18 protein-coding genes, 1 tRNA gene and 1 pseudogene are annotated in these 25,751 nt (G+C 70.6%); 9 read left to right on the forward strand and 11 right to left on the reverse strand.

The genetic code is table 11. The features are described 5' to 3' along the window. Position 1: 1 nt before the first annotated feature. Positions 2-1,519 (reverse strand): ABC transporter substrate-binding protein, encoded by a 1,518-nt coding sequence (locus tag QQM39_RS05240; RefSeq protein WP_301995452.1) that lies wholly within the window; start codon positions 1,517-1,519, stop codon positions 2-4. A gap of 3 nt (positions 1,520-1,522) precedes the next feature. Next, positions 1,523-2,059 (reverse strand): GNAT family N-acetyltransferase, encoded by a 537-nt coding sequence (locus QQM39_RS05245; protein ID WP_301995453.1) that lies wholly within the window; start codon positions 2,057-2,059, stop codon positions 1,523-1,525. 218 nt (positions 2,060-2,277) lie between these two features. Between QQM39_RS05245 and QQM39_RS05250 the strand changes: the two genes are divergently transcribed. Further along, complete coding sequence (locus tag QQM39_RS05250; protein WP_301995454.1) at positions 2,278-3,228, forward strand: ATP-binding protein; 951 nt, start codon at positions 2,278-2,280, stop codon at positions 3,226-3,228. Between the two features lie 55 nt (positions 3,229-3,283). Then, entirely contained in the window at positions 3,284-3,676 is a 393-nt protein-coding gene (locus tag QQM39_RS05255; RefSeq protein ID WP_301995455.1) for an SCO5389 family protein, read from the forward strand. 225 nt (positions 3,677-3,901) lie between these two features. On the opposite strand, the gene QQM39_RS05260 is transcribed toward QQM39_RS05255, so the two are convergent. Next, positions 3,902-5,827, reverse strand: a complete 1,926-nt coding sequence (locus QQM39_RS05260; protein ID WP_301995456.1) for a DUF262 domain-containing protein — start codon at positions 5,825-5,827, stop codon at positions 3,902-3,904. Positions 5,828-6,185: 358 nt separating this feature from the next. Beyond that, a complete protein-coding gene (gene fusA, locus QQM39_RS05265; protein WP_301995457.1) occupies positions 6,186-8,243 on the reverse strand; it encodes an elongation factor G in 2,058 nt (685 codons plus the stop codon). Positions 8,244-9,083: 840 nt separating this feature from the next. Here fusA and lanKC point away from each other — a divergent pair. The 4 genes from lanKC to QQM39_RS46065 all read left to right on the forward strand — a co-directional run bounded on the left by lanKC (position 9,084) and on the right by QQM39_RS46065 (position 15,708). After that, the gene (gene lanKC / locus QQM39_RS05270) at positions 9,084-11,699 is read left to right on the forward strand and encodes a class III lanthionine synthetase LanKC (protein ID WP_301995458.1); all 2,616 of its coding nucleotides are present in this window, start codon (positions 9,084-9,086) and stop codon (positions 11,697-11,699) included. Positions 11,700-11,705: 6 nt separating this feature from the next. Further along, positions 11,706-11,828 (forward strand): SapB/AmfS family lanthipeptide, encoded by a 123-nt coding sequence (locus QQM39_RS05275; RefSeq protein ID WP_301995459.1) that lies wholly within the window; start codon positions 11,706-11,708, stop codon positions 11,826-11,828. 159 nt (positions 11,829-11,987) lie between these two features. Continuing rightward, positions 11,988-13,805 carry an ABC transporter ATP-binding protein gene (locus tag QQM39_RS05280; protein WP_301995460.1) on the forward strand — a complete coding sequence of 606 codons (1,818 nt, stop codon included), beginning with the start codon at positions 11,988-11,990 and terminating at the stop codon, positions 13,803-13,805. Positions 13,806-14,781: 976 nt separating this feature from the next. Beyond that, positions 14,782-15,708: an ATP-binding cassette domain-containing protein gene (locus QQM39_RS46065; RefSeq protein WP_367668907.1), complete on the forward strand. Its 927-nt coding sequence runs from the start codon at positions 14,782-14,784 to the stop codon at positions 15,706-15,708. A 48-nt stretch (positions 15,709-15,756) separates the two neighbouring features. Here the strand turns inward: QQM39_RS46065 and QQM39_RS05290 are convergent, their stop codons facing one another. From QQM39_RS05290 to QQM39_RS05300, 3 genes are all read right to left on the reverse strand, one after another. Beyond that, positions 15,757-16,362, reverse strand: coding sequence for a response regulator transcription factor (locus QQM39_RS05290; protein WP_302003488.1), 606 nt, complete (start codon positions 16,360-16,362; stop codon positions 15,757-15,759). Positions 16,363-16,567: 205 nt separating this feature from the next. Then, positions 16,568-16,652, reverse strand: a tRNA-Leu gene (locus tag QQM39_RS05295). Between the two features lie 228 nt (positions 16,653-16,880). Next, a complete protein-coding gene (locus QQM39_RS05300) occupies positions 16,881-17,558 on the reverse strand; it encodes a GntR family transcriptional regulator (RefSeq protein ID WP_301995461.1) in 678 nt (225 codons plus the stop codon). Between the two features lie 318 nt (positions 17,559-17,876). On the opposite strand from QQM39_RS05300, the gene QQM39_RS05305 reads away from it, so the two are divergent. Then, positions 17,877-18,848 (forward strand): 2-dehydropantoate 2-reductase, encoded by a 972-nt coding sequence (locus QQM39_RS05305; RefSeq protein ID WP_301995462.1) that lies wholly within the window; start codon positions 17,877-17,879, stop codon positions 18,846-18,848. Between the two features lie 263 nt (positions 18,849-19,111). After that, complete coding sequence (locus QQM39_RS05310) at positions 19,112-19,537, forward strand: PAS domain S-box protein (RefSeq protein ID WP_301995463.1); 426 nt, start codon at positions 19,112-19,114, stop codon at positions 19,535-19,537. Between the two features lie 77 nt (positions 19,538-19,614). On the opposite strand, the gene frc is transcribed toward QQM39_RS05310, so the two are convergent. Continuing rightward, positions 19,615-20,871, reverse strand: coding sequence for a formyl-CoA transferase (gene frc / locus QQM39_RS05315; protein ID WP_301995464.1), 1,257 nt, complete (start codon positions 20,869-20,871; stop codon positions 19,615-19,617). A 9-nt stretch (positions 20,872-20,880) separates the two neighbouring features. Here frc and QQM39_RS05320 point away from each other — a divergent pair. After that, positions 20,881-21,888 (forward strand): annotated as a pseudogene (locus QQM39_RS05320) (OFA family MFS transporter); the annotation flags it as partial. Positions 21,889-21,952: 64 nt separating this feature from the next. Here QQM39_RS05320 and QQM39_RS05325 read toward each other — a convergent pair. The 3 genes from QQM39_RS05325 to eboE form a co-directional block, all read right to left on the reverse strand. Next, complete coding sequence (locus tag QQM39_RS05325; protein ID WP_301995465.1) at positions 21,953-23,011, reverse strand: sugar phosphate isomerase/epimerase; 1,059 nt, start codon at positions 23,009-23,011, stop codon at positions 21,953-21,955. Positions 23,012-23,126: 115 nt separating this feature from the next. Further along, positions 23,127-24,506, reverse strand: coding sequence for a nucleotide pyrophosphatase/phosphodiesterase family protein (locus QQM39_RS05330; RefSeq protein ID WP_302003489.1), 1,380 nt, complete (start codon positions 24,504-24,506; stop codon positions 23,127-23,129). A 74-nt stretch (positions 24,507-24,580) separates the two neighbouring features. Beyond that, on the reverse strand, positions 24,581-25,750 hold the full coding sequence (gene eboE, locus QQM39_RS05335) for a metabolite traffic protein EboE (protein ID WP_301995466.1): 1,170 nt from the start codon (positions 25,748-25,750) through the stop codon (positions 24,581-24,583). Between the last annotated feature and the right edge of the window lies 1 nt (position 25,751).

A 25,751-nucleotide genomic window follows, 5' to 3' on the forward strand; every position in this document is an offset into this window, starting at 1 on the left:
GTCAGCGCCGGGTGCCGGTGTCGACGAGGGTGCGCTCGTACGGGTCGAGGAGCGCGCCACGGACGTCGGTCCCGACGCCGGTGATGATGCGCTGGTGGACCAGCGGTACGACGGCGTCCGTGCCGAGGATCCGGGCCTCGGCGGCCATCGCCGCGTCCTGCCGCTCGGCGGTGTCGGCGGTGTCCTCGGCCTTGGCCACGGCCCGGTCGACGTCCTTGTCGCACAGCTGGGCGATGTTGTAGCCGCCGTCGCAGGTGTAGTCGCTGGCCAGGACGGAGACGGGGTCGCCGGTGTCGACGAGGGTGTTGCGGGCGAGGACGAAGGCGTCGAACCTGCCGTCCAGCGCGTCGCTCTCCAGCCGTGAGTACTCGCGCACCTCCAGCGCGACCTCGAACCCGGCCTTCTCCAGCTGCTGCTTCAGCACCTGGGCGACTTCCGGGAGTTCGGGCCGGTTGTCGTAGGTGGCGAGCGTGATACGAGTCCTTTCGGGCTTCTCGGGTGCCGTACGCCCGACCGGCTCGGTGCGCTTGCCGGCGGCCCAGGTCACGGCGGGCCCGTAGACGCCGACGCCGGCGTCGGCGTACCCCTCATAGACACCCTTGGCGAACGCGGAGGTGTCGACGGCCTGCCGGGCGGCGGCCCGGAGCGCGGCGTCCTTGAAGGCGCCCTTCTCGGTGTTGAGGAGCAGGCTCGTGGTGCGGGTCGTGGCGGTCGCCTCGCGGGTGGCCTTGTCGAGGGTTGCGGCCTGGGCGACGGGGATCGCCTCGGCGAGGTCGACCTGGTTCGTACGGAGGGCGCCGGCGCGGGCGGTGCCGTCGGCGACGAACTTGACGTCGATGCCGGTGGCCTGGGCGCGGCCGCCCCAGTAGTCGTCGTAGCGGTCGAGGGTGGCGGCGGTGGCGCCCATGACCTTGGTGAGTTCGAAGGGCCCGGTGGCGGTGCCGACCGGGTCGACCTTGTCCCCCGTGCCGTACGCCTTGCCGGAGAAGACGGCGAGGGCCGGACTGGACAGGCGCAGCGGCAGGACGGGGTCGGGGTCCTCGGTGGTGATCCGTACGCCGGTGCTGCCCTCGGCCTTCGCGGTGAGGGTGACGCCGGAGAGGGCGGCCGGGACGGGCTTGGCCGACGCGGCGTGGGTGAGGGCGGTGGCGACCGCGGCCGGGGTGACGGCGGAACCGTCCTGGAAGGTGGCCTCACGCAGGGTGAACAGCCAGGTGCGGTCGTTCTCCTGCTGCCAGGAGGCGGCGAGGGCGGGAGCCGCGGCACCGTTGGCGTCCAGGGCGGTCAGGCCCTCGGTGACGCCGAGGCGGCTGAGGATGGTGGAGTCGGCGCCGTACGGCGAGAGGTTCTCGGCGGGCGGGAAGGCGAGGGCGACGCGGAGGCGGGAGCCGTCCTGGGCGTCGCCCGCGGCGTCGGTGCCGCCGCCGGAGGCGAAGCAGCCCGCGAGGACCGGGGCCAGCACGAGGGCGAGGAGCGGGCGGAGTGGGCGCCGCACGTTCTGTCGCACATTCTGTCCCACGTTCTATCGCTCCATCGGTATCTCGAAGTGGACGACGCCGAAGGCGCCGTCGGAATCCACGCGTTCGTCGTGCACGACCTTGCCGCGCGAGCGCCAGAAGGCCTCGGCACCGGGCACGTTCGGGTCGGTGTGCAGATAGACGGACCGGTACCCGCCGTCCGCCGCCGCGAAGGCGAGCAACTCGTCGACCAGCCGCCGGGCCAGTCCGCGCCTGCGGTGCTCGGGGCGGACGTAGACGCGGCGCAGCTGGGCGGTCTCGCCGCAGGGGTAGCGCTCGGCGAGGTGGCGCGGGTTCGGCGGGTGGGCCGGGCCGCGGGAGTCGAGGGCGGCGGTGGCCACGACACCGTTGTCGCGCGGGTCGAGCGCGACGAGGAGGGTGTGGCGGGCCGGGGCGACGTAGGCGGCGGCCGGGTCGATGATGTCCGTGTGCCAGCGGGGCACATAGCCGGTGCCGAAGTCGCGGTAGACGGTGTCGAGCATCAGGGCTCGCGCACCGTCGAGGTCGTCCGGGCCCGCCGCCCTGATGCTGTAGTCGTGCACTTGCACATCATATGCATTAAGGACGGGAGCTGATCACGGCAACCCCTGCCGCACACCCAACCCCCTTACAGGTCTGGCGATTTGACACTGATCGCGAGCCGCCGACAACCTAGCCACATGACATCCATTTTCAACAAGGGTACCCTGAAGGCTGCCCTGGCCACGAAGGCTGCCCTGACCGCCCCGGCTGCCCCGGCCGTGAAAGCGGGCTGCTGCTGATGCGTATCGCATTCGTCGGCAAGGGCGGCAGCGGCAAGACGACTCTGTCGGCACTGTTCTCCCGCCACCTCGCCCGCGCCGGCGCACCCGTGCTGGCCATCGACGGCGACATCAACCAGCACCTCGCCGAGGCACTGGGCCACGACGGGAAGGCCCCCCTGGACGCCCCGCCCCTCGGCGCCCACCTGAGGGACATCAAGGAGTTCCTGCGCGGCACCAACCCGCGCATCCCGTCCGCCGACGCCATGATCAAGACCACCCCGCCCGGCAGAGGCTCCCGCCTCCTGACCCTGCTCGGCGACGACGAACTGCACGCGCGGCACGTCCGGCGCGTGGGGGACGTGCCGGTGATGGTGACGGGCGAGTTCGACGAGAGCGACCTGGGCGTGGCCTGCTACCACTCCAAGCTCGGCGCGGTCGAGCTCTACCTGGGCCACCTGGTCGACGGCCCCGGCGAGTACGTGGTGGTCGACATGACGGCGGGCGCGGACGCCTTCGCGTCGGGCCTGTTCACCCGCTTCGACATGACGTTCCTGGTCGCGGAGCCCACGCGCAAGGGCGTCTCGGTGTACCGCCAGTACCGGGACCACGCCAGGGAGTTCGGCATCCGCATCGCGGTCATCGGCAACAAGGTGACAGGCGAGGACGACCTCCTCTTTCTCAAGGAAGAGGTCGGCGACGACCTCCTCACCCACCTGGTCCACTCCTCCTGGGTACGCGCGGCCGAACAGGGCAGGGAACAGGGCGAGTTGGAGTCCCACAACGTCCACGCCCTCAACATCCTGCGCGAGGCGGTCGACGCCCACCCCAAGGACTGGCCCACGATCCACCGCCACGCCGTCGAGTTCCACCTGCGCAACGCGCGGGCGTGGGCGGACGACCGGACGGGCCATGACGTGGCTTCGCAGGTGGACCCGGAGTTCGTACCGGGGCCGGCCGCGCCGGCCTGACCACCCGCCCTCCTTACCCCAGCCCCCTCAACGCACAGACAGGACCAACACCTTCATGTCTCTCGACGTCTCCCCGAAGCTCCTCGCCGAAGCCGAAAGCGGCGACATCCGCGAGCAGGACTTCGTGGACACGGTCCGCACCTCGCTGCCGTACGCCTACGACCTGATCGCCTCCCTCGCCACCGAACTGCGCGACGGCACAGCCGAGTTCACCGACAACCAGACCCCTCCCCCGTCGGAGCAGGAACGCGGCCAACTCCTGCGCGCCCTCGCCAGCGACGCGATCCGCACCAGCCTGGAGCGCCACTTCGGCGTGACCCTGGCCTTCCAGAACTGCCACCGGGTGGCGGCGTTCCGGACGGAGGCGCGGGGTGGGGAGACGTATGCGCGGTTCACTTCGATGCGGTCGCAGGTGTTGAATCAGTCGCCGGAGTTCAGGGACTGCTGAACTGACGCACCCGCAGGTATGCACGGTCTACTCGACGCCGGTCGCGTCGAGTAGACGAACCAGATCCTCGCGGCTACAGCCGAGGATTGCGGCGACGGTGTCGGCCAGGCCCCCAACAGCGTGCCTCCGGGACGCTCGCACCGCGGACAGCGTGTACGTCTCCTGGTCCGGTGACCCCAAGCTCCTTCCTGGTGGAAGCAGGCGTGTAAGGCAGCGCTCCGTCCGCTACCGGATGCTCTGCAGGAGCTGCCCTGTAGTGGTGACGGTCCAGAACGACCAGCCGTTGCGATTCGGGTTGACGTGCGGGTTGAGGGCATGCACTACGGCGACTGCCGCCCCGCTGGGAGTGTCGTATTCGCCGCGGCCGGGGCCGGAGGGGATCGTCACGGTACGGGACGAAGGGTCGTAGTAGGCGTTGATACGCCGGCCTTCGTAGAGCGTGTGGATCTCGACGCCCTGCTCCGTGCGGAGGTCTTGGAGTTCCGCTCCGACGAGCTGAGGTGCGGCCGGATCCTCCGCGATCACCTCCTCGTCGGCAGGGAGCTCGTCGGCGTCCTGGTGGGTGGGCTGCCCTGTGTAGGCGGGAAGTCCCAGCAGCTCGTTGAGGACGTTGGCCAGCATGCGCCTGCGTGCCGCCAGGAAGTCGGGGAACCGTTCCAGGGACCGCAGCTCCGGATCACCGGGGATCCACTGCTCGGCGAGGCGCTCCGGCGCGATGCCCGCCATGTAGTCGACGGGCAGCCTGGAGGAGATCATCTTGTTGGTCTGACCGGTGACGAAGGCCAGGTTGGCAAGGCTGTTCCACTCCTCCTTCGCGTACGCCCCCTGGACTCGGGCTCGCGGGAACACGTGGTGGTACTCGATCTTGGCACTGCTGTTCATCGGCTGGTCGCTGATGGCGATGTTGGTCGCCCAGTCCCGCGCCGTCCCCCGCAACGCGGCGATGTAGAGCAACTTGAAGAAGGCATGCGTGGAGTACTTCTGCTCCAGGTCCCTGGGATGCAGGGCGCTGTCCACCGACCGGGTACCGGAGGCCCGGCGGATCAGCTCCGTGAACAGGTCCTCTCCCTGCCGTGCCTTGATCAGCCTGGCCTCCGCGTCGAGTTTGCCCTCGACCTGCAGCGAGTAGTGGCTGAACGCCATGGCCGTGTACACCCAGCGGCGCAGCAACTGGTGCTCCCCCGGGCGCAGTTTGCCGTCCCGGTGATGGAGCAGCAGGGCGGGCACGATGGTGACGTTCGGCGACGACAGGACCTCCGACCGCGGGATCGAGCACTCACCCTTCAGGAAGTCGACAGCGAAGCGGAGAGCCCTCTCGGTGGCCTGCCAGGCTTCCTTCAGCGCCGCTTCGTCCACATCCGCCCCGATGAGCTTGATGTGATGGGCACCGGTTCCCGCCAGTAGGCTCATGAGACGCAGGACGGCTTCCCTGTTCAGGGCGAAGTTGCTGTCCTGCAGCTCCCGGTGGAAGGCATCCATGGTGTCAAGGCCGTCCGACCACCGGGCGGCGATGGCGCTGTACACGAGATCACCCTTGGACAGCCGCCGGCCGCCCTTGTTCAGCCTTGCGAAGAGTTCGGCGACCTCCTCGTAGTCGTCGGACTCGTAGGTGATGACGGCGATCTGGTGATGCCGGATGTTGTTCACCTTCTGCAGTCGCTGCGTCCACGCGTCGAAGTCCGGATCGTCGAACGGCACACCGGCCTTGTGAAGGACTTGGTAGAACTGGACGTTCTCCTGAAGGAGTGTCGACACGGGGATGAGGAGCGGGTCCTTGCCCTGGACCGCGCTCGGGTTGACGAACTCCTCCGCACGGACGTCGAAACGAAGGTCGATGTGACGGCCGTCGGCCTTGGACTCCGGCTTGTACACCCACGCGAGGGACGTCAACCGTTGCTGACCATCCAACAGATAGAGAGGCTGATGCGCCGACTTGGCGGTCTGGACGACGGCAGCCGTCTTGAAGGGCACCGTCAGATTGGTCTTCCACAGCAGCAGAGCACCGACGGGGTAGCCGCGGTAGAGGGAGTCGAAGAGATCGCGTACGTCGGGCCGCATCCAGACGAAGTCACGCTGGATCGAGGGAATGACCACCCTGCCGAGCAGCAGGTCCTCCACCTGGGAGATGATCTTCTCGTTTGCCAGCCCCATGTTGCCCCCAACTTGCGAGTCCTCTGCGAAACACCATATCCACCAGTGGTGACACCCGTCTCACCTCTGGCGATCAGGGGCGCCGAGAGGGTCGTTCACAGCGACCGGCAGAGAACTCTGGTCGCCCAGGGGGAGGTTGAGGCTGGCGTACTGGTGGTGGTCGTAGGCCCACTGGACACGTCGGCCGAGTAGCAGCCAGAAGGCGGGCGACTGGCCGTCCTGAGGGACGGCGGTGCTGTGGTTTCCGTGCGAAGGCACCGTGACGCTGCCGCCGGGGACGGCCCCTCCCGCGTGCGGGGAGGGGCCGTTTGTGGACGGCGGAGGGCACTTTCCCCCGGAAGGGACGGGCCCTGCTGCGCTACCGCGGTGCGGCAGCCACCGGCGCCGTCGCATACCCCACCGGCCGGGCCGTGAACGTCCCCCGCCCTTGCGTCCGGCTCCGCAACCGCGTCGCATAGCCGAACAGTTCGGCCAGCGGCACCGTCGCCGTCACGATCACCGACCCCGCGCGCGTGGCCGAGCCCGACACGCGGCCGCGGCGCGCCGCCAGGTCGCCGAGGACGGTGCCGACGGCGTCCTCGGGCACGGTCACCGTGACCTCGACGACCGGCTCCAGCAGGACCATCGCGCAGGTGCGCAGGGCGTCCCGGAGACCGAGTCGGCCGGCCGTGCGGAAGGCCGTGTCGGAGGAGTCCTTCACGTGGGTCGAGCCGTCGGTGAGGGTGACGCGCAGCCCGGTCACCGGGTGGCCGCCGAGCGGGCCCTCGGCGAGGGCGTCCCGGCAGCCGGCCTCCACGGCGCGTACGTACTCCTGCGGCACGCGACCGCCGACGACGGTCGAGCGGAACTCGAAGCCCGCCTCCGTTTCCAGCGGCTCCACGTCGAGGATCACGTGCGCGAACTGCCCCGCCCCGCCGTCCTGTTTGACGTGTCGGAAGACGAAGCCGGACACCCCGCGGCCGACCGTCTCGCGGTAGGAGACTCGGGGGCGGCCGACGTTGACGTCCAGCCCGGCCTCCCGCCGGATCTTCTCCACCGCGACCTCCAGGTGCAGTTCGCCCATGCCGGACAGCACCGTCTGCCCGGTCTCGGCGTCGGTCCGCACGACCAGCGACGGGTCCTCCTCGGCCAGCCGGGCCAGCGCGGAGGCCAGCCGGTCGGTGTCGGTGGACCTGCGGGTTTCGACCGCCACGGACACCACCGGGTCGGCCACGCTCGGCGGTTCGAGGACGAGTGGGGCGTCCGGTGCGCAGAGAGTGGAACCCGGGCGAGCCGACTTCAGGCCGACCACGGCCACGATGTCCCCGGCGACCGCCCGGTCCACCTGGGCGTGGCGGTCGGCCTGGACCCGTAGGATCCGCCCGATCCGCTCACCGCGCCGCGCGCCCGCGTCGAACACCGTGTCTCCCTTCTCGATCGTTCCCGAGTACACGCGCAGGTAGGTGAGCCTGCCGGTCGAGGTGGCACTCACCTTGAACGCCAGCGCCGCGAACGGCGCCGACGGGTCCGCGGGCCGGTCCTCCTCCACCCCGTCGCGCAGGCCGCGTACGGCCGGTACGTCGAGGGGCGACGGCAGATACGCCACGACCGCGTCGAGCAACGGCTCGATCCCGCGGTTGCGGTAGGCCGAGCCGCACAGCACGACCACGCCGTCGCCGCTGCCGGTCAGGTCGCGCAGGGCGGTGACGAGGGTCTCCGGCGAGAGCGCCGACCGCGCGCAGAACTCGTCCAGTGCGCCGGCATGCAGTTCGGCCACCGCCTCCTCCAGGAGCCGTCGACGCCGGTGCGCCTCCTCCCGCAGTTCGTCCGGCACCTGCTCTTCCACGGCCGTCTCGGCGCCGTCGGCCCACACCAGCGCGCGCATCCGTACGAGGTCCACGACACCGCGGAAGCCGTCCTCCGCCCCGATGGGCAACTGCACGACCAGCGGCGCCGGATGCAGCCGTTCCCGGATCGACGCCACGGCCGTGTCGAGGTCTGCCCCTGCCCGGTCCAGCTTGTTGACGAAGGCGATTCTCGGTACGCCGTGCCGGTCGGCCTGCCGCCATACCGACTCGCTCTGCGGTTCGACCCCGGCCACGGCGTCGAACACCGCGACCGCCCCGTCGAGGACGCGCAGCGAACGCTCCACCTCGTCGGCGAAGTCGACGTGCCCCGGGGTGTCGATGAGGTTGATGCGGTGACCGTCCCAGGCACAGCTGACCGCCGCCGCGAAGATGGTGATCCCGCGATCACGTTCCTGGGGGTCGAAGTCGGTGACGGTGGTGCCGTCGTGGACCTCGCCGCGCTTGTGAGTGGTCCCGGTGGCGTACAGGATCCGCTCGGTGACGGTGGTCTTCCCCGCGTCGACGTGGGCGAGGATGCCGAGGTTGCGGATGGCAGTGAGGGTGGTGAGGGTGGTGAGATCGGTGCGCACGGCACTTGGCCTTTCGGATGATCCGGAATCGGAACAGAAGCGGGTCAGCGCGATTCCCGGACGACATGCAGGCGCACGTGAGCATGACCTGCTGCCCCGTCAGACTGCGGGACAGCGGGGAACGGCAAGGTGCGCCAAGGGAGTTGACGTAACTCAGGCGCTCTCGGAGCTCTCGGAGCTCTAGGTGCTCTCAGGTGCTCTCAGGCGTTCGTCGCGGGCATCCGGTACCGGCCGCGCAGCGGGCACCGGGCGGACGAGGACACGAGGATCACCACGTACCGGCAGGGGGAGAGGACGACAGCGGTGCGGTCACGCACGGCCCGGCTCCCCTCGACTCGTCACGACGACGCGCCGCCGGGTGGTGGGCGGCGCGTGATTGCGTGGTGAGTCTAGGGAGCCGGGCCAGGTCTGAGCACGCGATTTTCCTGTCGGCGCCGCAGCAACTCGGCGACCAGCACGGCCGGTTGAAGGGGCTGCGGCTTGCTGAGCAGGACTCGCGGGTGACCGGTGACATAACTCCCGAGGCCGAAGCCAAGGTTGGCGTCGAAGCCCAGGCGTGGTCATCTCCAGCATGGCCTGGCATCTGGCGGCGGCCGACGTCGCACCGACCGCACCGGCTCCCCAGAGCCGCCGCCCCCCAGACCGGCGCCCATCGGCACCTCCGCAGGCCGGCGATTCGTACCGCCCATGCGATTCGTACAGGCGCCGGGTGCGAATCTCATGGGCTCCCGGTGACAGACGATCGATGTCCCCCAGTCCCTGTTCTGCGATCGTGGGAGGTCAGAGGCGCAGGTGAGGGGGCCCGACCCCGCCGTTCGCCCGTCCCGCGGGAGGCATACCGTGGACAAGCGGTACGAGGTGTACTGCCTCACTCACCCGCACTTCTACGACACGCCGTCCCACGGCCGGACGCGCCGCCGCTTCCACCAGACGCTCCGCCCGCCCCCTCCCTCGTGGTTGCGCGAGGAACTCGGCGACTGGGTGGTCTGCCGTCCCGCCGACACGCAACTCCCCGCACAGGGCTGGAAGATCCACGCCTCGGCGTGTCCGGACAACGCGCAGACGATCCTGGACGCGGTGTGGGACTACTGCGTCCAGCGTCGTATCGCCTTCAAGTTCCTGCCCGGCCTGGACACCCTGTTCCTCGCCAACGCCAAGTACGCGCATCGCGGGTCCAGCGGCAAGTTCGTGACCATCTACCCGGCGGACGAGGCCGAGTGCGAGCGTGTGCTCACCGAGCTCGGCACCGCCCTCGACGGCCTGCAGGGGCCGTACATTCTGAGCGATCTGCGCTGGGGCGCCGGTCCGCTGTACGTCAGGTACGGCGCCTTCGCCGACCGGTACTGCGTCTCGGCCGACGGTGTGCTGGAGCAGGCCGTGGAGGACGCCTCCGGACGGCTGGTCCCCGATCTGCGTGGCCCCACCTTCCAGGTGCCGGAGTGGGTGCCGCTGCCCGCGTTCCTCGAACCCCACCTCGCCGAGAGCCGACGGACCACCGTCGCCGACCTGCCCTACCGGATCGAGAAGGCGCTGCACTTCTCCAACGGCGGCGGGCTGTACGCCGGGGTCGACACCCGTACCGAGGAACGCGTCGTCCTCAAGGAGGCCCGGCCCCACGCGGGGCTCACCGCCGACGGCGCGGACGCCGTCACCCGGCTGGAGCGCGAGCGGACGGCCCTGGAGCGGCTGCGTGGCCTGCCCTGCGTCCCCGAGGTCCGCGATCACTTCGAGCTGGGCGGTCACCGGTTCCTCGTCGAGGAGTTCATCGAGGGAAGGGCCCTGCACGACGTGTTCGTCGAACGTTATCCGCTGACGGACCTGGACGCCGACGCGGCGGCCTTCGCGGACTACGCGTCCTGGGCCCTCGACATCCACCGGCAGGTGGAGGAAGCGGTCGCCGCGGTCCATGGGCGGGGCATCGTGATCGGCGACGTGCACACGTTCAACGTGCTGGTCCGCCCCGACGGCAGGGTGGTGCTGATCGACTTCGAGGGAGCGTCGGACGTGGCGCAGGCGGGGCGCCAGGTCCTCGCGGCCCCGGGTTTCATCGCCCCCGGCGGGGCCACCGGCTTCGACATCGACCGGTATGCGCTGGCCTGTCTGCGGATCTTCCTCTTCCTGCCACTGACAGGGCTCCTCGAGCTGGACGGCGGGAAGGCCGGGCAGCTCGCCAGGGAGGCCGCCCGGCTTTTCCCTGTTCCCCGGCAGTTCCTCGACGACGCCGTCCGCACACTCACCGGCGACGGTGCCATGGCCGCGGGGGCGGACGACGGCCCCCGGCTGGAGGCCGATCACGCCGGCTGGCTGCGCGCCCGCACGTCGATGGCCGACGCCATCCTGGCCGCCGCCACCCCCGAGCGCCACGACCGGCTCTTCCCGGGCGACATCGAGCAGTTCCTGCTCCCGGGCGGCGGCCTCGACGTGGCCCAGGGCGCGGCGGGCGTGCTGTACGCGCTGGACGTGACCGGCGCCGGACGCCGGCCCGACCACGAGGACTGGCTGATCCGGCACGCGCTGAACCCGGAACCCGGAACGCGCCTCGGCCTCTACGACGGCCTGCACGGCGTCGCGTACGTCCTTGAACACCTCGGGCACCACGAGGAGGCCGCCAAGGTCCTCGACATGTGCCTGGGCGAGCACTGGGAGGCCCTCGCCTCGGACCTCAAGGGCGGCCTGTCCGGCATCGGGCTCAACCTGCTGCACTTCGCCACCGCCCTCGGCGACGCCGCCTGCGGTGACGCCGCCCTGCGCGTGGCACAGACCGTCGCCGACCGCCTCGGCCCGGCCGACAGCGTGCCCGGGACCAGCGGCGGAGCCCATCCGCGAGCGGGGCTGATGTACGGCTCGTCCGGGCCCGCGCTGCTGTTCCTGCGTCTGTACGAGCACAGCGGCGACCCGGTGCTGCTCGATCTGGCCGCCACCGCGCTGCGCCAGGACCTGAACCGCTGCCTGGAGCGCCCGGACGGGTCGTTGGAGGTGAACGAGGGGTGGCGCACCATGCCCTATCTCGCCGACGGCAGCGTGGGCATCGGCATGGTCCTCGACGAGTACCTGGCCCACCGCGCGGACGAGCGGTTCTCGGCCGCCGCCCACGCGATCCGCCGGGCCGCGAGCGCGTCGTTCTACATCGAACCCGGTCTCTTCGACGGCCTGGCCGGAATGATCCTCCACCTCAGCCGCGCGCACCCGCCCGGCACCGCCGCCGCCCGCGACCCCGTGATCGCGGACCACGTACACCATCTGGAGCGTCACGCCTGTCTGCTCGACGGCCGGCTCGCCTTTCCCGGCGAGCAGTTGCTGCGGCTGTCCATGGACCTGGCCACCGGCACCGCGGGCGTACTGCTGGCGCTGGGCTCGGCCTTCCACTCCCGGCCCGTCGGGCTGCCGTTCCTGACACCCGGTCCGCGGTCCGCTCATGACCCACCCGTCCCCACGCGAGTGCGAGAGAGGAGGTGAGCGCACATGTCGCTCCTCGAACTGCAGGGCCTGACCATCGAGTCCGAGGCCGGTCACCGTCCGCCGGGCAGCCGGGCAAGCAAGTACTGCGGCGGCGGAGGCAGCCGCCTCAGCCTGCTGCTCTGCTAGTCCAACCGACGCGCGGGGGCACTCCGGGTGTCCCCGCGCCCTTTTCGCTGGAACCGCACGGCTTTCGCCGCAACCGCACGACGACGGGAGCAACCCGTGGACCGACGGGAGCAACCCGTGGACCGGCGGGAGCAACCCGTGGACCGGCGGGAGCAACCCGTGGACCGACGCGCGGCGGACCGTCTGCTGCTGACGACGGTCCGGCGAGGCGGTGTGTGGGGCGGGGCCCAGGCCGCCGTGTCCCTGCTGCTGGCAGGCGTCTACGTTGTTCTGCCCGCCGTCATGGGCCGCACGGTCGACGCCGTGCTCGGCCGCGGCGACACCACGCTGTGGCTGACCCTGTCCGCCGCCGCCGTCGCCCTGCTGGTGGTGTGCGACGCCGCGGACGACTACGCGGGAGCCGTGGCCAACGCCCGCTGCACGGCCTGGCTGCGGCACACCCTGCTCGGCCATGTCCTTGACCTGGGCGCTTCGGCCGGCCGCCGTCACACCTCCGGCGACCTGGTGGCCCGTCTGGTGGGCAACACCGCCCGGGCCGGCAGTGCCCCGTCAGGCATGGTGTGGGCAGTGACCGACCTGGTCCCCCCGGTCGGGGCCGTGGTGGCCCTGGCCCTCATCGACCCCTGGCTGTGCCTCACCTTCGTGGCCGGACTGCCGCTGATCGCCCTCATGGTGCGCGCCTTCGTCCGCGACGTCTCCGACCTCAACGACCGCTACTTCGCCACCCAGGGCCGCATCGCCACCCGCCTCGTCGACGCCCTCACCGGAATCCGCACCATCACGGCCGCCGGGACCTTGACCCGCGAGACCGAACGGGTACTGCAGCCGCTGCCCGAACTGCACCGCCACGGCCTGGGCATGTGGCGCGCGGTCGCCCGGGTCTCCGCACGGGACGCGGCGATCGTGCCCCTGCTGGAGATCGCCGTACTGGCCGTCGCCGGCCTGGGGCTCGCCCAAGGCCGCATCACACCCGGTCAGATGCTCGCCGCCAGCGGGTACGTGGTCCTGGCCACCGGCGTGAGTTCGCTGGTGGCCTCCGTGAACCGACTGGCCTTCGCACGCGCCACCGCCGGCCGGATCGCCGAGGTGCTGGGCGAGCCCACGGTCGCGTACGGCGGCGCACGCCTGCCCCGCGGGGGCGGCGGGCGGCTGGAGTTCCGCGGGGTCACGGTACGCACCGCCGAGGGCAACTCCGCGCTGGACGGCATCGACCTGGACCTGCCGGCGGGCGCGCTGAGCGCCGTCGTAGGACGCTCGGGAGCCGGCAAGTCCCTGCTGGCCGCGCTGGCCGGACGGCTGGCCGACCCCGACGAGGGCGAGATACGGCTCGACGGAGTGCCGCTGCGCGACGTGGACCGCACGGAGCTGCGGCACGCCGTCGCCTACGGCTTCGAACGCCCGGTGCTGCTGGGCGAGACCTTCGCCGACGCGATCGGATTCGGGCCCCGCACGCCCCGGGGCGGTGAGGTCCGCGCCGGGGCCACCGCGGCACGCGCCGACGCCTTCATCCGGACCATGCCCGAGGGCTACGGCACCCGGCTCACCGGTGCGCCGCTGTCCGGCGGCGAGTACCAGCGCATCGGCCTGGCACGCGCCTTCGTCCAGTCCGCACCCTCCGGCCGCCTGCTGGTGCTGGACGACGTGACGGCCAGCCTCGACACCGTCACCGAGCACCACATCAGCCAGGCCCTGACCGGCACCGGGCCGCTCGCCGGCCGGTCCCGACTCGTCGTGACCCACCGCGCCTCCACCGCGGCCGACGCGGAGGTCGTGGTCTGGCTCGACGCGGGGCGGGTGCGGGGGGTGGGCACGCATCGGGAACTGTGGATGGAGGAGGGGTACCGGGCGGTGTTCCGGCCGGAGCCGGGGGGTGACGGGGAGGCGGGCCCGGAGCCGGCTCGGCACCGGGACGTACATCCGAAACCGGCACCGGCACCGGATCGCGACGCAGGCGTGTGGGACGGAGGCGTGTGGTGAGCCCGGCGCCCGGGGCCCTGCTGCGCTCCACGCTGCGCACGCGGCGCCGGGAGTACGTACGACTCACCGGCTGGTCGCTGGTCGAGGCCGTCCCCGCGCTGCTGTCGGGCTGGCTGGTCGCCCATGCCGTCGACGACGGCTTCCTCGCCGACCGCACCGCGGTGGGCTTCGGCTGGCTCGGCCTGCTGGCCTGCGCCGTCCTCGTCGGTGCCTGGGGCACCCGGCAGTCCACACTCCAACTGGCCGCGGTCGTCGAGCCGCTCCGCGACGACCTGGTCACGCTCGTCACCACCGGCACACTGCGCCGCTCCGCCCACGTGGGGCAGAGCGCCGACACGGCGGGCGTGGCACGGCTGACCGAACAGGTGGAGATCGCCCGTGAGTCGTACGGGGCGGTCGTGATGTTCGTGCAGAGCTTCGCGGTCACCACGGTGAGCGTGCTGCTCGGGCTCGCCGCGCTGGATCCCGCCCTGCTGCTGTTCGTCGTGCCGCCCCTCGTGGCCGGGCTCGCTCTCTTCCTGCTGGCCCTGCGGGCGATGGCGGCCCGGCAGCGGGCGGTCGTCCTCGCCGACGAGGCCATCGCCGAGCAGGTGAGCACGGTGGCCGGTGGACTGCGGGACGTGACGGCGTGCGGCGCCGAGGCGACCGTACGACGTCGAGCCGGCGCCCGTATCGACGAGGCGGCGCGCGCCGGCCGCGCCCTGGCCCGGCTCACCGCGTTGCGCACGGCCGCGCTGGGTGTCGGCGGCTGGCTGCCGATCGTGCTCATCCTGGCCGGCGCGCCCTGGCTGGTACGGGGCGGGGTGACGGCCGGCGCGATCCTGGGCGCGCTGACCTACGTCGCGCAGAGCCTGCAGCCCGCTCTGCGCGGCTTCGTCCAGGGACTCGGGGGCAGTGGGTTGTGGCTGCTGGTCACACTCGGCCGCATCCTGGAGGCGGCGGGGCCGGAGGTGGGGGGAGCGGGGGGACGGCAGGGATGGCGGGGCCTGCGGGGTCGTCGTCGGGGGCAGCTCCGGGGACCGAGGGGTCAGCCGCGACCGGGGAGTCAGCCGCGACCGGTACCCCGGCTGCGTCCCGGCCCCGAGCCACCGACGGCAGAACAGGCAGCGCCTCACTCGCTCACGCCTCACTCGGCCCCGCCCCCACTCTCGTCCCCTTCCCCGCCCCCGGAGACGGCCGTGTCGAACTGCACGGCGTCACCTTCGGCTATGCCCCCTCCGCCGAACCGGTCGTCCGGGATCTCGATCTGTCCCTCCCCTCGGGCACCCACCTGGCGGTCGTCGGCCCCAGTGGCGCGGGCAAGTCCACGCTCGCCGCGCTCATCGCCGGGATGCTCGACCCGCAGGCCGGCCAGGTACACCTGGGCGGCGTCCCGGTCCGCTCCCTGGACGTCGGCCGACTCTCCCGGTCCCGCGTGCTGATCCCGCAGGAGGCGTACGTCGTCGCCGACACCCTGCGCGAGAACCTCGCCTACCTGCACCCGGCGGCCACCCCGCCCGACCTCGACGCGGCGGTCCACGCAATCGGCGCCACCGCGCTCGTCGAACGCCTCGGCGGCTACGACGCTCCGGTGAATCCGACCCTGCTGTCCGCCGGGGAGCGCCAGCTGATCGCCCTTGTCCGCGCCCTGCTTCCGCCCGCCCCGCTGGTCCTGCTGGACGAGGCCACCTGCCACCTCGACCCCGCCGCCGAGGCAGTCGCCGAAAGGGCCTTCGCCTGCCGCCGGTCCACCCTGATCGTCTGCGCCCACCGGATCAGCTCCGCCCTGCGCGCCGACCTCGTCCTCGTCATGGACGGGCCGCGTTGCCGCCTGGGCACCCACGACCAACTGCTGGCCGACTGTGCCCTGTACCGCGACCTGATCGGCCACTGGGACCAGATGGCGACAGACGTCCGACGCTGACGGCCGAGGTGCAACGCCGCAGGCGGCACGCCCCTGCCGCCGGCCCGACTACAGCCAGCCCGACTCCCGGGCGATCCGGATCGCGTCGATGCGGTTGCGTGCGCCGGCCTTCCTGGAGACCGCGTTCAGGTGATTGCGGACCGTTCCCACCGACAGGGACAGCCGGTCGGCGATCTCCCGCGTGGGCGTGCCGTCCGCCGCCAGCCGCAGCACCTCGAGCTCCCTCCCGGTCAGCGGGTTCTCCGCCGAGGAGAGCGCCAGCAGCGCGAGTGCGGGGTCGATGAACCGTTCGCCCGCCGCCACCTTGCGGACCCCTTGGGGCAGGGTGTCGCAGGGGCTGTTCCGGCCGATGAGGCCCGCGACGCGGCGCGCCAGCGCCCGCCGCAGGTACTCGGGGGTCGCCGACCCGACCACCAGCAGGGTGCGGCACTCCGGCAGCCGCGTGGCCAGCTCCAGGGAGGTACCGAGGGCGTGGTCCTCCTCGCCGTCGATGTCGATGACGACCACGTCGGGCCGGTACGACAACGCCTGAACGACCGTCTGGCTGTGCTCCGGCGACGCCGGGACCACCTCGATGTCCTTCTCACGGGTGAGCAGGGCGGCGAGTGCCCCGCGCACCAGGTCAGCCTCCTCGACGAGAAGCACACGGATCAACATCGCTCCTACCCGGCCGAACCCGGCCTCCATGACGCAGCGCGCCCAGGACACTCCGACGACGCCTTACGAAGTATCTCCGCCTGTCCACCCAATTGCCCGGAACCGCCCCGCCCGCACGCCACTGTCGCCCATGAAGCAGAGGCACACAAAACAGCAGTGCGGGCCGAGGAAACCCTCGGCCCGCACTGCTGGAAGTAATCTGTGTCCGAGGGGGGACTTGAACCCCCACGCCCGATAAAGGGCACTAGCACCTCAAGCTAGCGCGTCTGCCATTCCGCCACCCGGACTAGGTGTCTGCCGCCTTGCCGGAGGTCTTCCCCGCGGCGGCATGGACAACAATACCAAGATTTCGGAGTGCCCTTCACCTGCATATCCGTGCCCTGGACAGCGGTCCCAGCACGGCGGCAGGGGTGGTCCCGAGGTCTCACCTCGAGCAACCGAACGGTTACACACGGCCCCGGTCGCAGCGCGACTGCGGGGCGGGAGGGGGCCGCGTGGGCACAGTAGCCGGGCCGCTACTTCTCCCGCTCGTGGTACATCTTCCGCGTGTGTTCCGTGTGGGCCCGCATGACCGCCGTGGCGCGCTGCTCGTCGCGGTCCGCGATGGCCGCGATCAGCTCACGGTGCTCGATCCAGGACTGGGTGCCCCGCTGCCGGGCGACCGGTGTGTAGTACCAGCGGACACGGCGGTCGACCTGCGCGGCCAGCTCCGCGAGAACCGCGTTGCCCGCGAGTTCCATGATCTTCGCGTGGAGCCGGGCGTTCATCGCGACCGCGGCGTCCACGTCATCGGCGGCCACCGCGCGCTCGCCCTCCGCGCACATCTCCTCGAGCACGGAGACGGCGGCGGCACCCGCGTTGGCCGCGGCGAGTCGGGCGGCCTCGGCTTCCAACAACGTGCGCACGGTGAGGAGTTGGTCGGCCTCCTCCTCGGTGGGCTCGTGCACGAACGCCCCCTGGGCGGGCCGCAGATCGACCCACCCCTCGGTGTTCAGCCGCTGCAGCGCCTCGCGCACCGGCTGCCGCGAGACGCCGAGATGGCCGGCGAGTTCGCTCTCGACCATGTGCTGACCGGGCTGCAGGGCGCGCGTGATGATGAGTTCGAGCAGCGCCTCAAAGACACGGTCGCGCAGTGGGCCGGGGCGTTCGAGCTTGGGCACCGCACCCTGCGGCAGTCCTGTCGTCGACAACATCACGCCCCCTCCTCGCCAGCGCCGTCGCTGTACACGAGAGCCAAGTATGAATTGGCTTTCGCCTACAGTCTACGGCGCACACCCCCTGGACAGGAGAGTCGGGCTCGTCGCGGTGGGCGCGGGGAGGTACGTACCAGCAGCTCACAGGCGCGAAGGGCGAAGGCCCCAGAGCCGCGCGCGGCACGAGTGGCCGCCCGGCTGCGGCCCCCCAACCCTTGCTGCCACCACTTCCATCCTGTAGACAATATTTCGTCGACAGAGTTCGACAGAGTTTCAACAGTTCCGCGGTACACCCTCGACCGAACGGAGCGCCACACAGTGAAAGTCGCAGTCCTCGGCGCCGGAGCCATCGGCGCCTACGTCGGCGCCGCCCTGCACCGCGCAGGCGCCGACGTCCACCTCATCGCCCGTGGACCCCATTTGGCGGCCATGAGGCGCCACGGCGTGCAAGTCATCAGCCCCCGCGGCGACTTCACCGCCCACGCCCACGCCACCGACAACCCGGCCGACATCGGCCCCGTCGACTACGTCCTCCTCGGACTCAAAGCAAACTCGTACGCGGCGTGCGGACCGCTCATCGAACCCCTGCTCCACGACACCACGGCAGTGATCGCCGCGCAGAACGGCATCCCCTGGTGGTACTTCCACCAGCACGGCGGACCACACGACGGCCACCGCGTCGAGAGCGTCGACCCCGCCGGCGCGGTCAGCGCGGTACTCGCCCCGCAGCGCGCCATCGGGTGCGTGGTCTACGCCGCGACGGAGTTGGACGGTCCGGGTGTGGTGCGGCACCTGGAAGGCACCCGGTTCTCCATCGGCGAACCCGACCGGTCGATCTCACCGCGCTGTCAGGCCTTCAGCCAGGCCATGCAGGCCGGCGGCCTGAAATGCCCGGTCGAGCCGGACCTGCGCAACGACATCTGGCTCAAACTCCTGGGCAACATCAGCTTCAACCCCATCAGCGCCCTCGCCCGCGCCACCATGCGCCAGATGTGTCACCACGGCGGCACCCGCAAAGTCATCGAAACCATGATGGGCGAGACCCTCACCGTCGCCGAAGCATTGGGCTGCCAGATCGGCATCTCGATCGAACGCCGCCTTGCCGGCGCCGAACGCGTCGGCGACCACCGCACCTCCACCCTCCAGGACCTCGAGCGCGGCAAACCCCTCGAACTCGACGTCCTCCTCGCCGCCGTCGTCGAACTCGCCGACATCACCGGCATCGACGTCCCCACCCTCCGCACCGTCCACGCCATCAGCGACCTCCTCGCACTCCGGACCGCCGCATGATGATGAACGTGTACGCGGGACAGGACCGCATAGCCCTACGGGCCGCGGCCACCCAGGGCTGACCGGGTTCCCCGCGACACGACGGCGGGGCCTCCAGCGGCGGGGAGCGCCCCCTGCGCCGCGGAGGCCCCGCCTCAGTCGTGCCGGAGTACACATGAATCCACCCAGAGCCCCTGACTGGATCCTGTATACCATCGACCATCTCTCTGTATACTGTCAGTCTGTATACGTTCAGCGTCCAATGGCCCCGTCTCGGAGGCGACATGGAAGATCTGAATCCCCAGGTGGTGCTGGGAATGGCCGCCCAGGCGCCCGACGGCATAGTGATCATCGACAGCGAAGGACTGATCCGCTATTGGAACCAGGGTGCGGAGCGCATCTTCGGGTTCTCGGCGGGCGAGGTAGACGGTCGCAGTCTGGACGTCATCATCCCCGAGAGGCACAGGAAGCGGCACTGGGACGGTTTCCAGGAGGCCATGGACCGGGGGTCCACCAAGTACGGCGAGGCGGACCTGCTGAACGTTCCCGCGCTGGCGGCGGACGGCCGCAAGCTGTCCATCGAGTTCAGCGTGGTGCTGCTGCCGTCCCCCGACGGCAGCACGTATGTCGGGGCGGTCATCCGGGACGTCACCGCGCGGCGCGATCGGGAGCGGGAGCTGATGCGGCGGCGGGCCGAAGCGACGGTCTGAGACTCGCCGGACAGTCCCCGGACACACGGAAGCGGTCGTGGCCCGAAGGCCACGACCGCTTCCGTGTTGCCGGCTCGTCAGACGATGACGCCGCTCTCCTTCAGCCGGCCGATGGTCTCCTCGTCGTAGCCCAGTTCGACCAGGACCTCGGAGCTGTGCTCGCCCAACAGCGGGGCGCCGACGACCTCCGGCTTGAAGGAGGAGAACTTCACCGGGCTGCCGACGGTCAGGTACGTGCCCCGGCCCTTCTGCTCGACCTCGACGACGGTGCCGCTCTTGCGCAGGTCCTCGTCGTAGGCGATCTCCTTCATGCTCATCACCGGGGCGCAGGGCACCTCCCACTCACGCAGGATGTCGACCGCCTCGTAATTGGTCTTGTCCGCGAGCCACTTCTCGATCTCCTCGAAGATCTCGAAGATGTGGTTCTGGCGGGCGCGCGCGGTCGCGTACTCCGGGTCCTCGGCCCACTCGGGGTGTCCGATCGCCTCGGCGGTGCGCTTCCAGTTCTGCTCCTGGATGGTGAAGTAGATGTAGGCGTTCGGGTCGGTCTCCCAGCCCTTGCACTTGAGCACCCAGCCGGGCTGGCCGCCGCCGCCCGCGTTGCCGCCGCGCGGCACCACGTCGGTGAACTCGCCGTTCGGGTACTGCGGGTACTCCTCCAGGTGGCCGACCCGCTCCAGGCGCTGCTGGTCGCGCAGCTTGACGCGGCAGAGGTTGAGCACGGCGTCCTGCATGGAGACGGACACCTTCTGGCCCTTGCCGGTCTTGCCCCGGTCGATGATCGCGGTGAGGATGCCGATCGCCAGGTGCATACCGGTGTTGGTGTCACCGATGGCCGCGCCGGAGATGGTCGGCGGGCCGTCCCAGAAGCCGGTGGTGGAGGCGGCGCCGCCCGCGCACTGGGCGACGTTCTCGTAGACCTTGAGGTCGTTCCAGGACGACTGGTCGTTGAAGCCCTTGACCGAGCCGAAGATCAGGCGCGGGTTGAGCTCCTGGAGGCGCTCCCAGGAGAAGCCCATGCGGTCCAGGGCGCCCGGGGCGAAGTTCTCCACCAGGACGTCGGCCTCCGTGATGAGCTTCTCCAGGACCTCCTTGCCCTCGGCGGTCTTGGTGTTGATGGCGAGGGAGCGCTTGTTGCTGTTGAGCATCGTGAAGTACAGCGCGTCGAGGTCCTCGATGTCCCGCAGCTGCTTGCGGGTGACGTCGCCGCCGTTGGGGCGCTCCACCTTCAGGACGTCGGCGCCGAACCAGGCGAGCATCTGCGTGCAGGCGGGACCGGCCTGGACCCCGGTGAAGTCGATCACCTTGATTCCGGCGAGCGGCTTTTCACTCATGTCAGCTTCCTGGGTTTCCTCGCCCTGTCGCACCTGAGCAATGTCTGGCTCGCGATCCTGGGCTTCGGCGTCGTCGGGGGCATCGGCGCCGGACTGGTCTACGCGACCTGCATCAACATGGTCGGCAAGTGGTTCCCCGAACGCCGGGGAGCGAAGACGGGGTTCGTCAACGGCGGGTTCGCGTACGGATCACTGCCGTTCATCTTCATCTTCAACTACGGCTTCGACACGGCGAACTACCACCGTGTCCTGGACCTGATCGGCTGCTACATCATGATCGTGGTCCTCGGGTGCGCGTTCTTCTTCAAGGATCCGCCGAAGAACTGGTGGCCCTCGGACATCGATCCGCTGACGTACTCCGGTGCCGAGAAGAACGCGACGAGCCTCGCCAAGAACCCTCCGGCGGCGAAGCAGTACACGCCCAAGGAGGCCATCAGGACCGGCATGCTGCCCCTGATGTGGCTCTCCATCGTGATGACCGCGGGGGTGTCGATCTTCGGAATCTCCTTCCAGGTCGACTTCGCCAAGGAGGTGGGCTTCGGCCCGCTGGTGGCGGCCTCGTCGATGGGTGTCATGGCGGTCATCAACGGCATCGGCCGCGGTGTCGTGGGCTGGCTGTCCGACAAGTGGGGGCGCAAGCCCACCCTGGTGTTCGTCATCGTCGTGCTGGGCCTGGCCCAGTTCGGCGTGATCTGGGCGGGTGACGTCAAGAGCGAGGCGCTGTTCCTGTTCTTCGCGTTTCTCTCCGGCTTCGGCGGCGGCGCGTTCTACCCGCTTTTCGCGGCGCTCACTCCGGACTACTTCGGGGAGAACTACAACGCCTCCAACTACGGCCTGGTGTACAGCGGCAAGCTGATCAGCGGTCTGTTCGGCGGCGGCCTCGGCTCCATGGTGGTCGCGGCCTGGGGGTACAACGGCGCGTACGCCCTGGCCGGCGCCGTCTCCATGGTGGCGGCGGCGATCGCCCTGCTGTTGCGGCAGCCGGGGCGGACGCCGGTGTCGCAACCTGCCGGGTGACGGCACGCACGCGTGAGGAGGCCCTCCCGGGATTCCGGGAGGGCCTCCTCACGCGTGGGATCGGTCAGCACTTCTCGCGCAGCGAGTGGAGGTGCTCGCTGGAGCGGCGCGCGAAGGTGAAGGACTCGGTCGGCTGGTCGTGCTCGGCCTGCCAGTGGTGGGCGAACCGCTCACCACGCAGCCGGGTCACGGCAGAGATGAACCGCTGGTAGTCGATGTCGCCGTCGCCGACGTCGGTCATGCGGTAGCCGTAGGTGTTCGCGGGGTCGCTGACGCCGTCCTTCACGTGGAAGAGCGGGTAGCGGTGGGGCTGGTCGAGGACGTAGTCGAGGGGCTCGAACGGCGCGGGTGAGCCGTCGGGGCGCTGCGAGAAGCGGAACTGGCCCGAGTACGCCCAGAAGATGTCCATCTCCAGGAACACCAGGTCGGGGTCGGTCTCGGCGAGCAGCACGTCGTAGAGGCGGACCTTGGGGTTGTCGGTGGCGAAGGAGAACTCCTCGGAGTGGTTGTGCTGGTAGAACTTCATGCCGCGTGCCTTCGCCGCTGCGCCGTAGGTGTTGAACTCCTCGGCGGCGCGCTTCCAAGCGTCGACGGTGGAGCCGTAGCGGAACGGGCCGGAGGCGGTGCCTATGTGCTTCAGGCCGAGCGCCTGGGCGTCGTCGAGGACCTTGGTGAGGTTCTGGGCGAAGGTATAGGCGCCCGGGTCGTTGGAGTAGTAGCCGACGTGGCTGCCGATCGGGTTCAGGCCGTGGTTCCGGGCCAGCCGCTTGAGCTGGGCGAGGGTGATCGGGCCGGCCGAGCCCTGGGTGTATCCGGCGAACTCGACCTCGTCGTAGCCGTACTTCTCCAACTCGGCGAAGACCGGGGCGAAGCCGAGCGTGGAGACCTTGTCGCGCAGGCTGTAGAGCTGGATGCCGAGCCGGCCGGGGGGCAGGACGGGACGGCCGCGGCCGGCGCCGCGGGGGGCCGTGCCGGTGGTGGACGCGGTGCCGGGGGCGGCAGTCGCCGGGGCTGCGGCGGCTCCCAGCAGGGCGGCAGCTGTGGTGCCCGCAGCCACGCCGAGCATGCCTCGTCTGGTGAGGCGGTGGGTGAGTTCGGGATCCGTCTGGGAAAAGCGGCTCATGCCTGGAACTCCCTGTGATCGAAGGCCGTTGTCAGTGGTGAGTGCTTCACTGGTGACCAGTCGGAAGAGACGGGTCGGTGGGACCGGCGAGCTGGTGCGTGCCGGTCTTAACCGGTCAGCCGAGACCGGCGAATTGGAGCAGGAGTGACTTCACATCGGTGGCCGCGACACGGTCGCCGAGAGCGCGGGGGGTGGAGCAGATGAGGAGCGGACCGTCGTCGTCGCTCGCAGGTATGCGGCCATGGCTGCCGCGAATAGGTGACGGATCCAGGGGCACGACCGCCATGCGGTAGCGCATGCCCAGTTTCTTGCGGGCGAGTGCGGTCGCGGCCTTGACCTTGATGTAGGGGTCGAGGGGATCCATGAAGAGTTCGACCGGGTCGTAGCCGGGTTTGCGATGGATCTCGACCAGTCGCGCGAAGTCGGGCGCGCGGGCGTCGTCGAGCCAGTAGTAGTACGTGAACCAGGCATCGGGCTCCGCGACGGCGACGAGCTCGCCGGAGCGTGGATGGTCGAGATGGTGAGCCTTCTTGCCCTCGTCGTCGAGGAGTTGCTCGATGCCGGGTAGTCCGTCCAGGGCGGTCCGGGTCGCGTCGAGGTCTTCCGGCCGGCGCACGTAGACATGGGCGATCTGGTGGTCGGCGACCGCGAAGGCACGTGACGTCATCGGGTCGAGGTACTCCATGCCGTCCTGGGTGTGCACCTCCAGCAGGCCTGCCCGTCTCAGGGCGCGGTTGATGTCGACGGGCCGGTTCACGCGAGTGATCCCGTACTCGGACAGCGCGACGACGGTACGGCCCTCGGCGCGAGCGTCGTCCAGCAGCGGGGCCATGGCAGCGTCCAGGTCGGCGGCCGCCTTCAGCGAGCGTGGATCGTCCGGGCCGAAGCGCTGCAGGTCGTAGTCGAGATGAGGGAGGTAGCAGAGCGTCAGATCGGGGTGCCGGGTGCGGATGATGTGGCGGGTCGCGTCGATGATCCAGCGGCTGGAGACCAGGTCCGCGCCGGGGCCCCAGAAGTGGAAGAGCGGGAAGGCGCCCAGCTTCTCGGTGAGTTCGTCGTGCAGGGCGGGCGGCCGGGTGTAGCAGTCGGGTTCCTTGCGGCCGTCGGAGTAGTAGATCGGACGGGGGGTGACGGTGATGTCGGTGTCGGCGCCCATGGCGTACCACCAGCAGATATTCGCGACGGTGTAGCCGGGATGCGCGCGGCGGGCGGCGTCCCAGAGCTTGTCGCCGGCGACCAGTCCGTTGTGCTGGCGCCACAGGAGTACGTCGCCGAGGTCGCGGAAGTACCAGCCGTTGCCGACGATGCCGTGCTCCGACGGGTGGGTGCCGGTCAGGAAGGTGGACTGGGCGGCGCAGGTGACCGCGGGCAGGACGGTGCCGAGCGGCGCGCGGGAGCCGGACTGGGCGAGCGTCTTGAGGTGGGGCATGTGGTCGAGGAGACGCGGGGTGAGGCCGACGACGTCGAGGACGAGGAGAGGGGTGGGACATCCCAGGGTGGTGGCCTCCGGTCGGGGTGCTGGGCGGCCACGCGGTGAGGAGGCCGGGGCAGCCGGGTCCGGTCGCTCGGTCACGGCAGCTCCTTCAGGCCGAGGTCCGTCAACAGATCGCGGGCGAGGGTGAGTTCGGCGGCGATGCCGTCGGCGAGCTGGCTGCGGGCGCGAGGTCGCAGTTCGGTCGGGAGGGCCTGCCAGGTGTACGTCTCGACCTCGAGGTGCCGGGTGAGCGGGTGCGGGCCACCGACGAGCCGCGTCAGTGCCGCCCTGAGGACGGAGAGTGTGGAGGTGAGGGGCGCGGCGGGGGCCGCGTGGAGCGGGACGTGGAAGTGGGCGCGCCATGGGGAGGCGTCGGGCAGGGCGTCGCCCTTGAGGGCCTCGCCCAGGTCGTCGGTGCCGCGCAGGCCGGCGGCGGTGGGCGTGCGGGTCTGGTGCAGGAAGCGGGGTTCGTCGAAGGTGGCGAGGGCGTCGCGGACGTCGGGGAGATGGGGGTGTTCGGCGTGCAGGGCGGCTGAGAGCTGGGATTTGACGACGGGGACGCGGGCTTCGGTGAGCGCGTCCAGGGCGGTGTGCGGATCTTCGAAGGAGGTGGCGAGGTGACAGGTGTCGACGCAGATGCCGATGCGGTCGTGCCCGACAGCGGTGAGCGGGGCGATGGCGTCGGCGGTGGTCTCGATGATGCAGCCGGGCTCGGGTTCGAGTCCGACGCGGATGTCGCGGCCGGTCAACTCCCGCAGAGCGTCGAGGCGTTCGGCGAGCGTGACCAGGGCGGTGCGGGCGGCCTCGGCGCGTCGGTCGTCGTAGTGGGTGCGCCAGGCGAGGGGCAGGGTCGAGATGCTGCCTTGGCTGACGTCGTCGGGGAGGAGACCGGCGAGGACGCGGGCCAGGGAGGTGGTGTGTTCGAGGCGTTCGGGATCGGCCCAGTCCGGCTTGTACACGCGGTACTTGACTTCTTCGTCACCGAATCCCTCATACGGGAAGCCGTTGAGGGTGACGACCTCGAGGCCGCGCCGGTCGAGTTCGGTGCGCAGGCCGCGCAGGGCGGACGGGTCCGAGACGAGGGCGTGGGCGGCGTCCTTGGCGAGCCACAGGCCGATGCCGAGGCGGTCACGGCCGAGCCCTCGGCGGACGGGTTCGCAGTGGTCGCGGAGTTGGGCGAGTACGCCGTCGAGGGTTTCGGCCGGGTGGACGTTGGTGCAGTACGCGAGGTGGACGGTGGAGCCGTCGGGGTGTCGGAAGCGCATG

It is taken from the genome of Streptomyces sp. DT2A-34, from assembly GCF_030499515.1.
Lineage (GTDB): Bacteria > Actinomycetota > Actinomycetes > Streptomycetales > Streptomycetaceae > Streptomyces.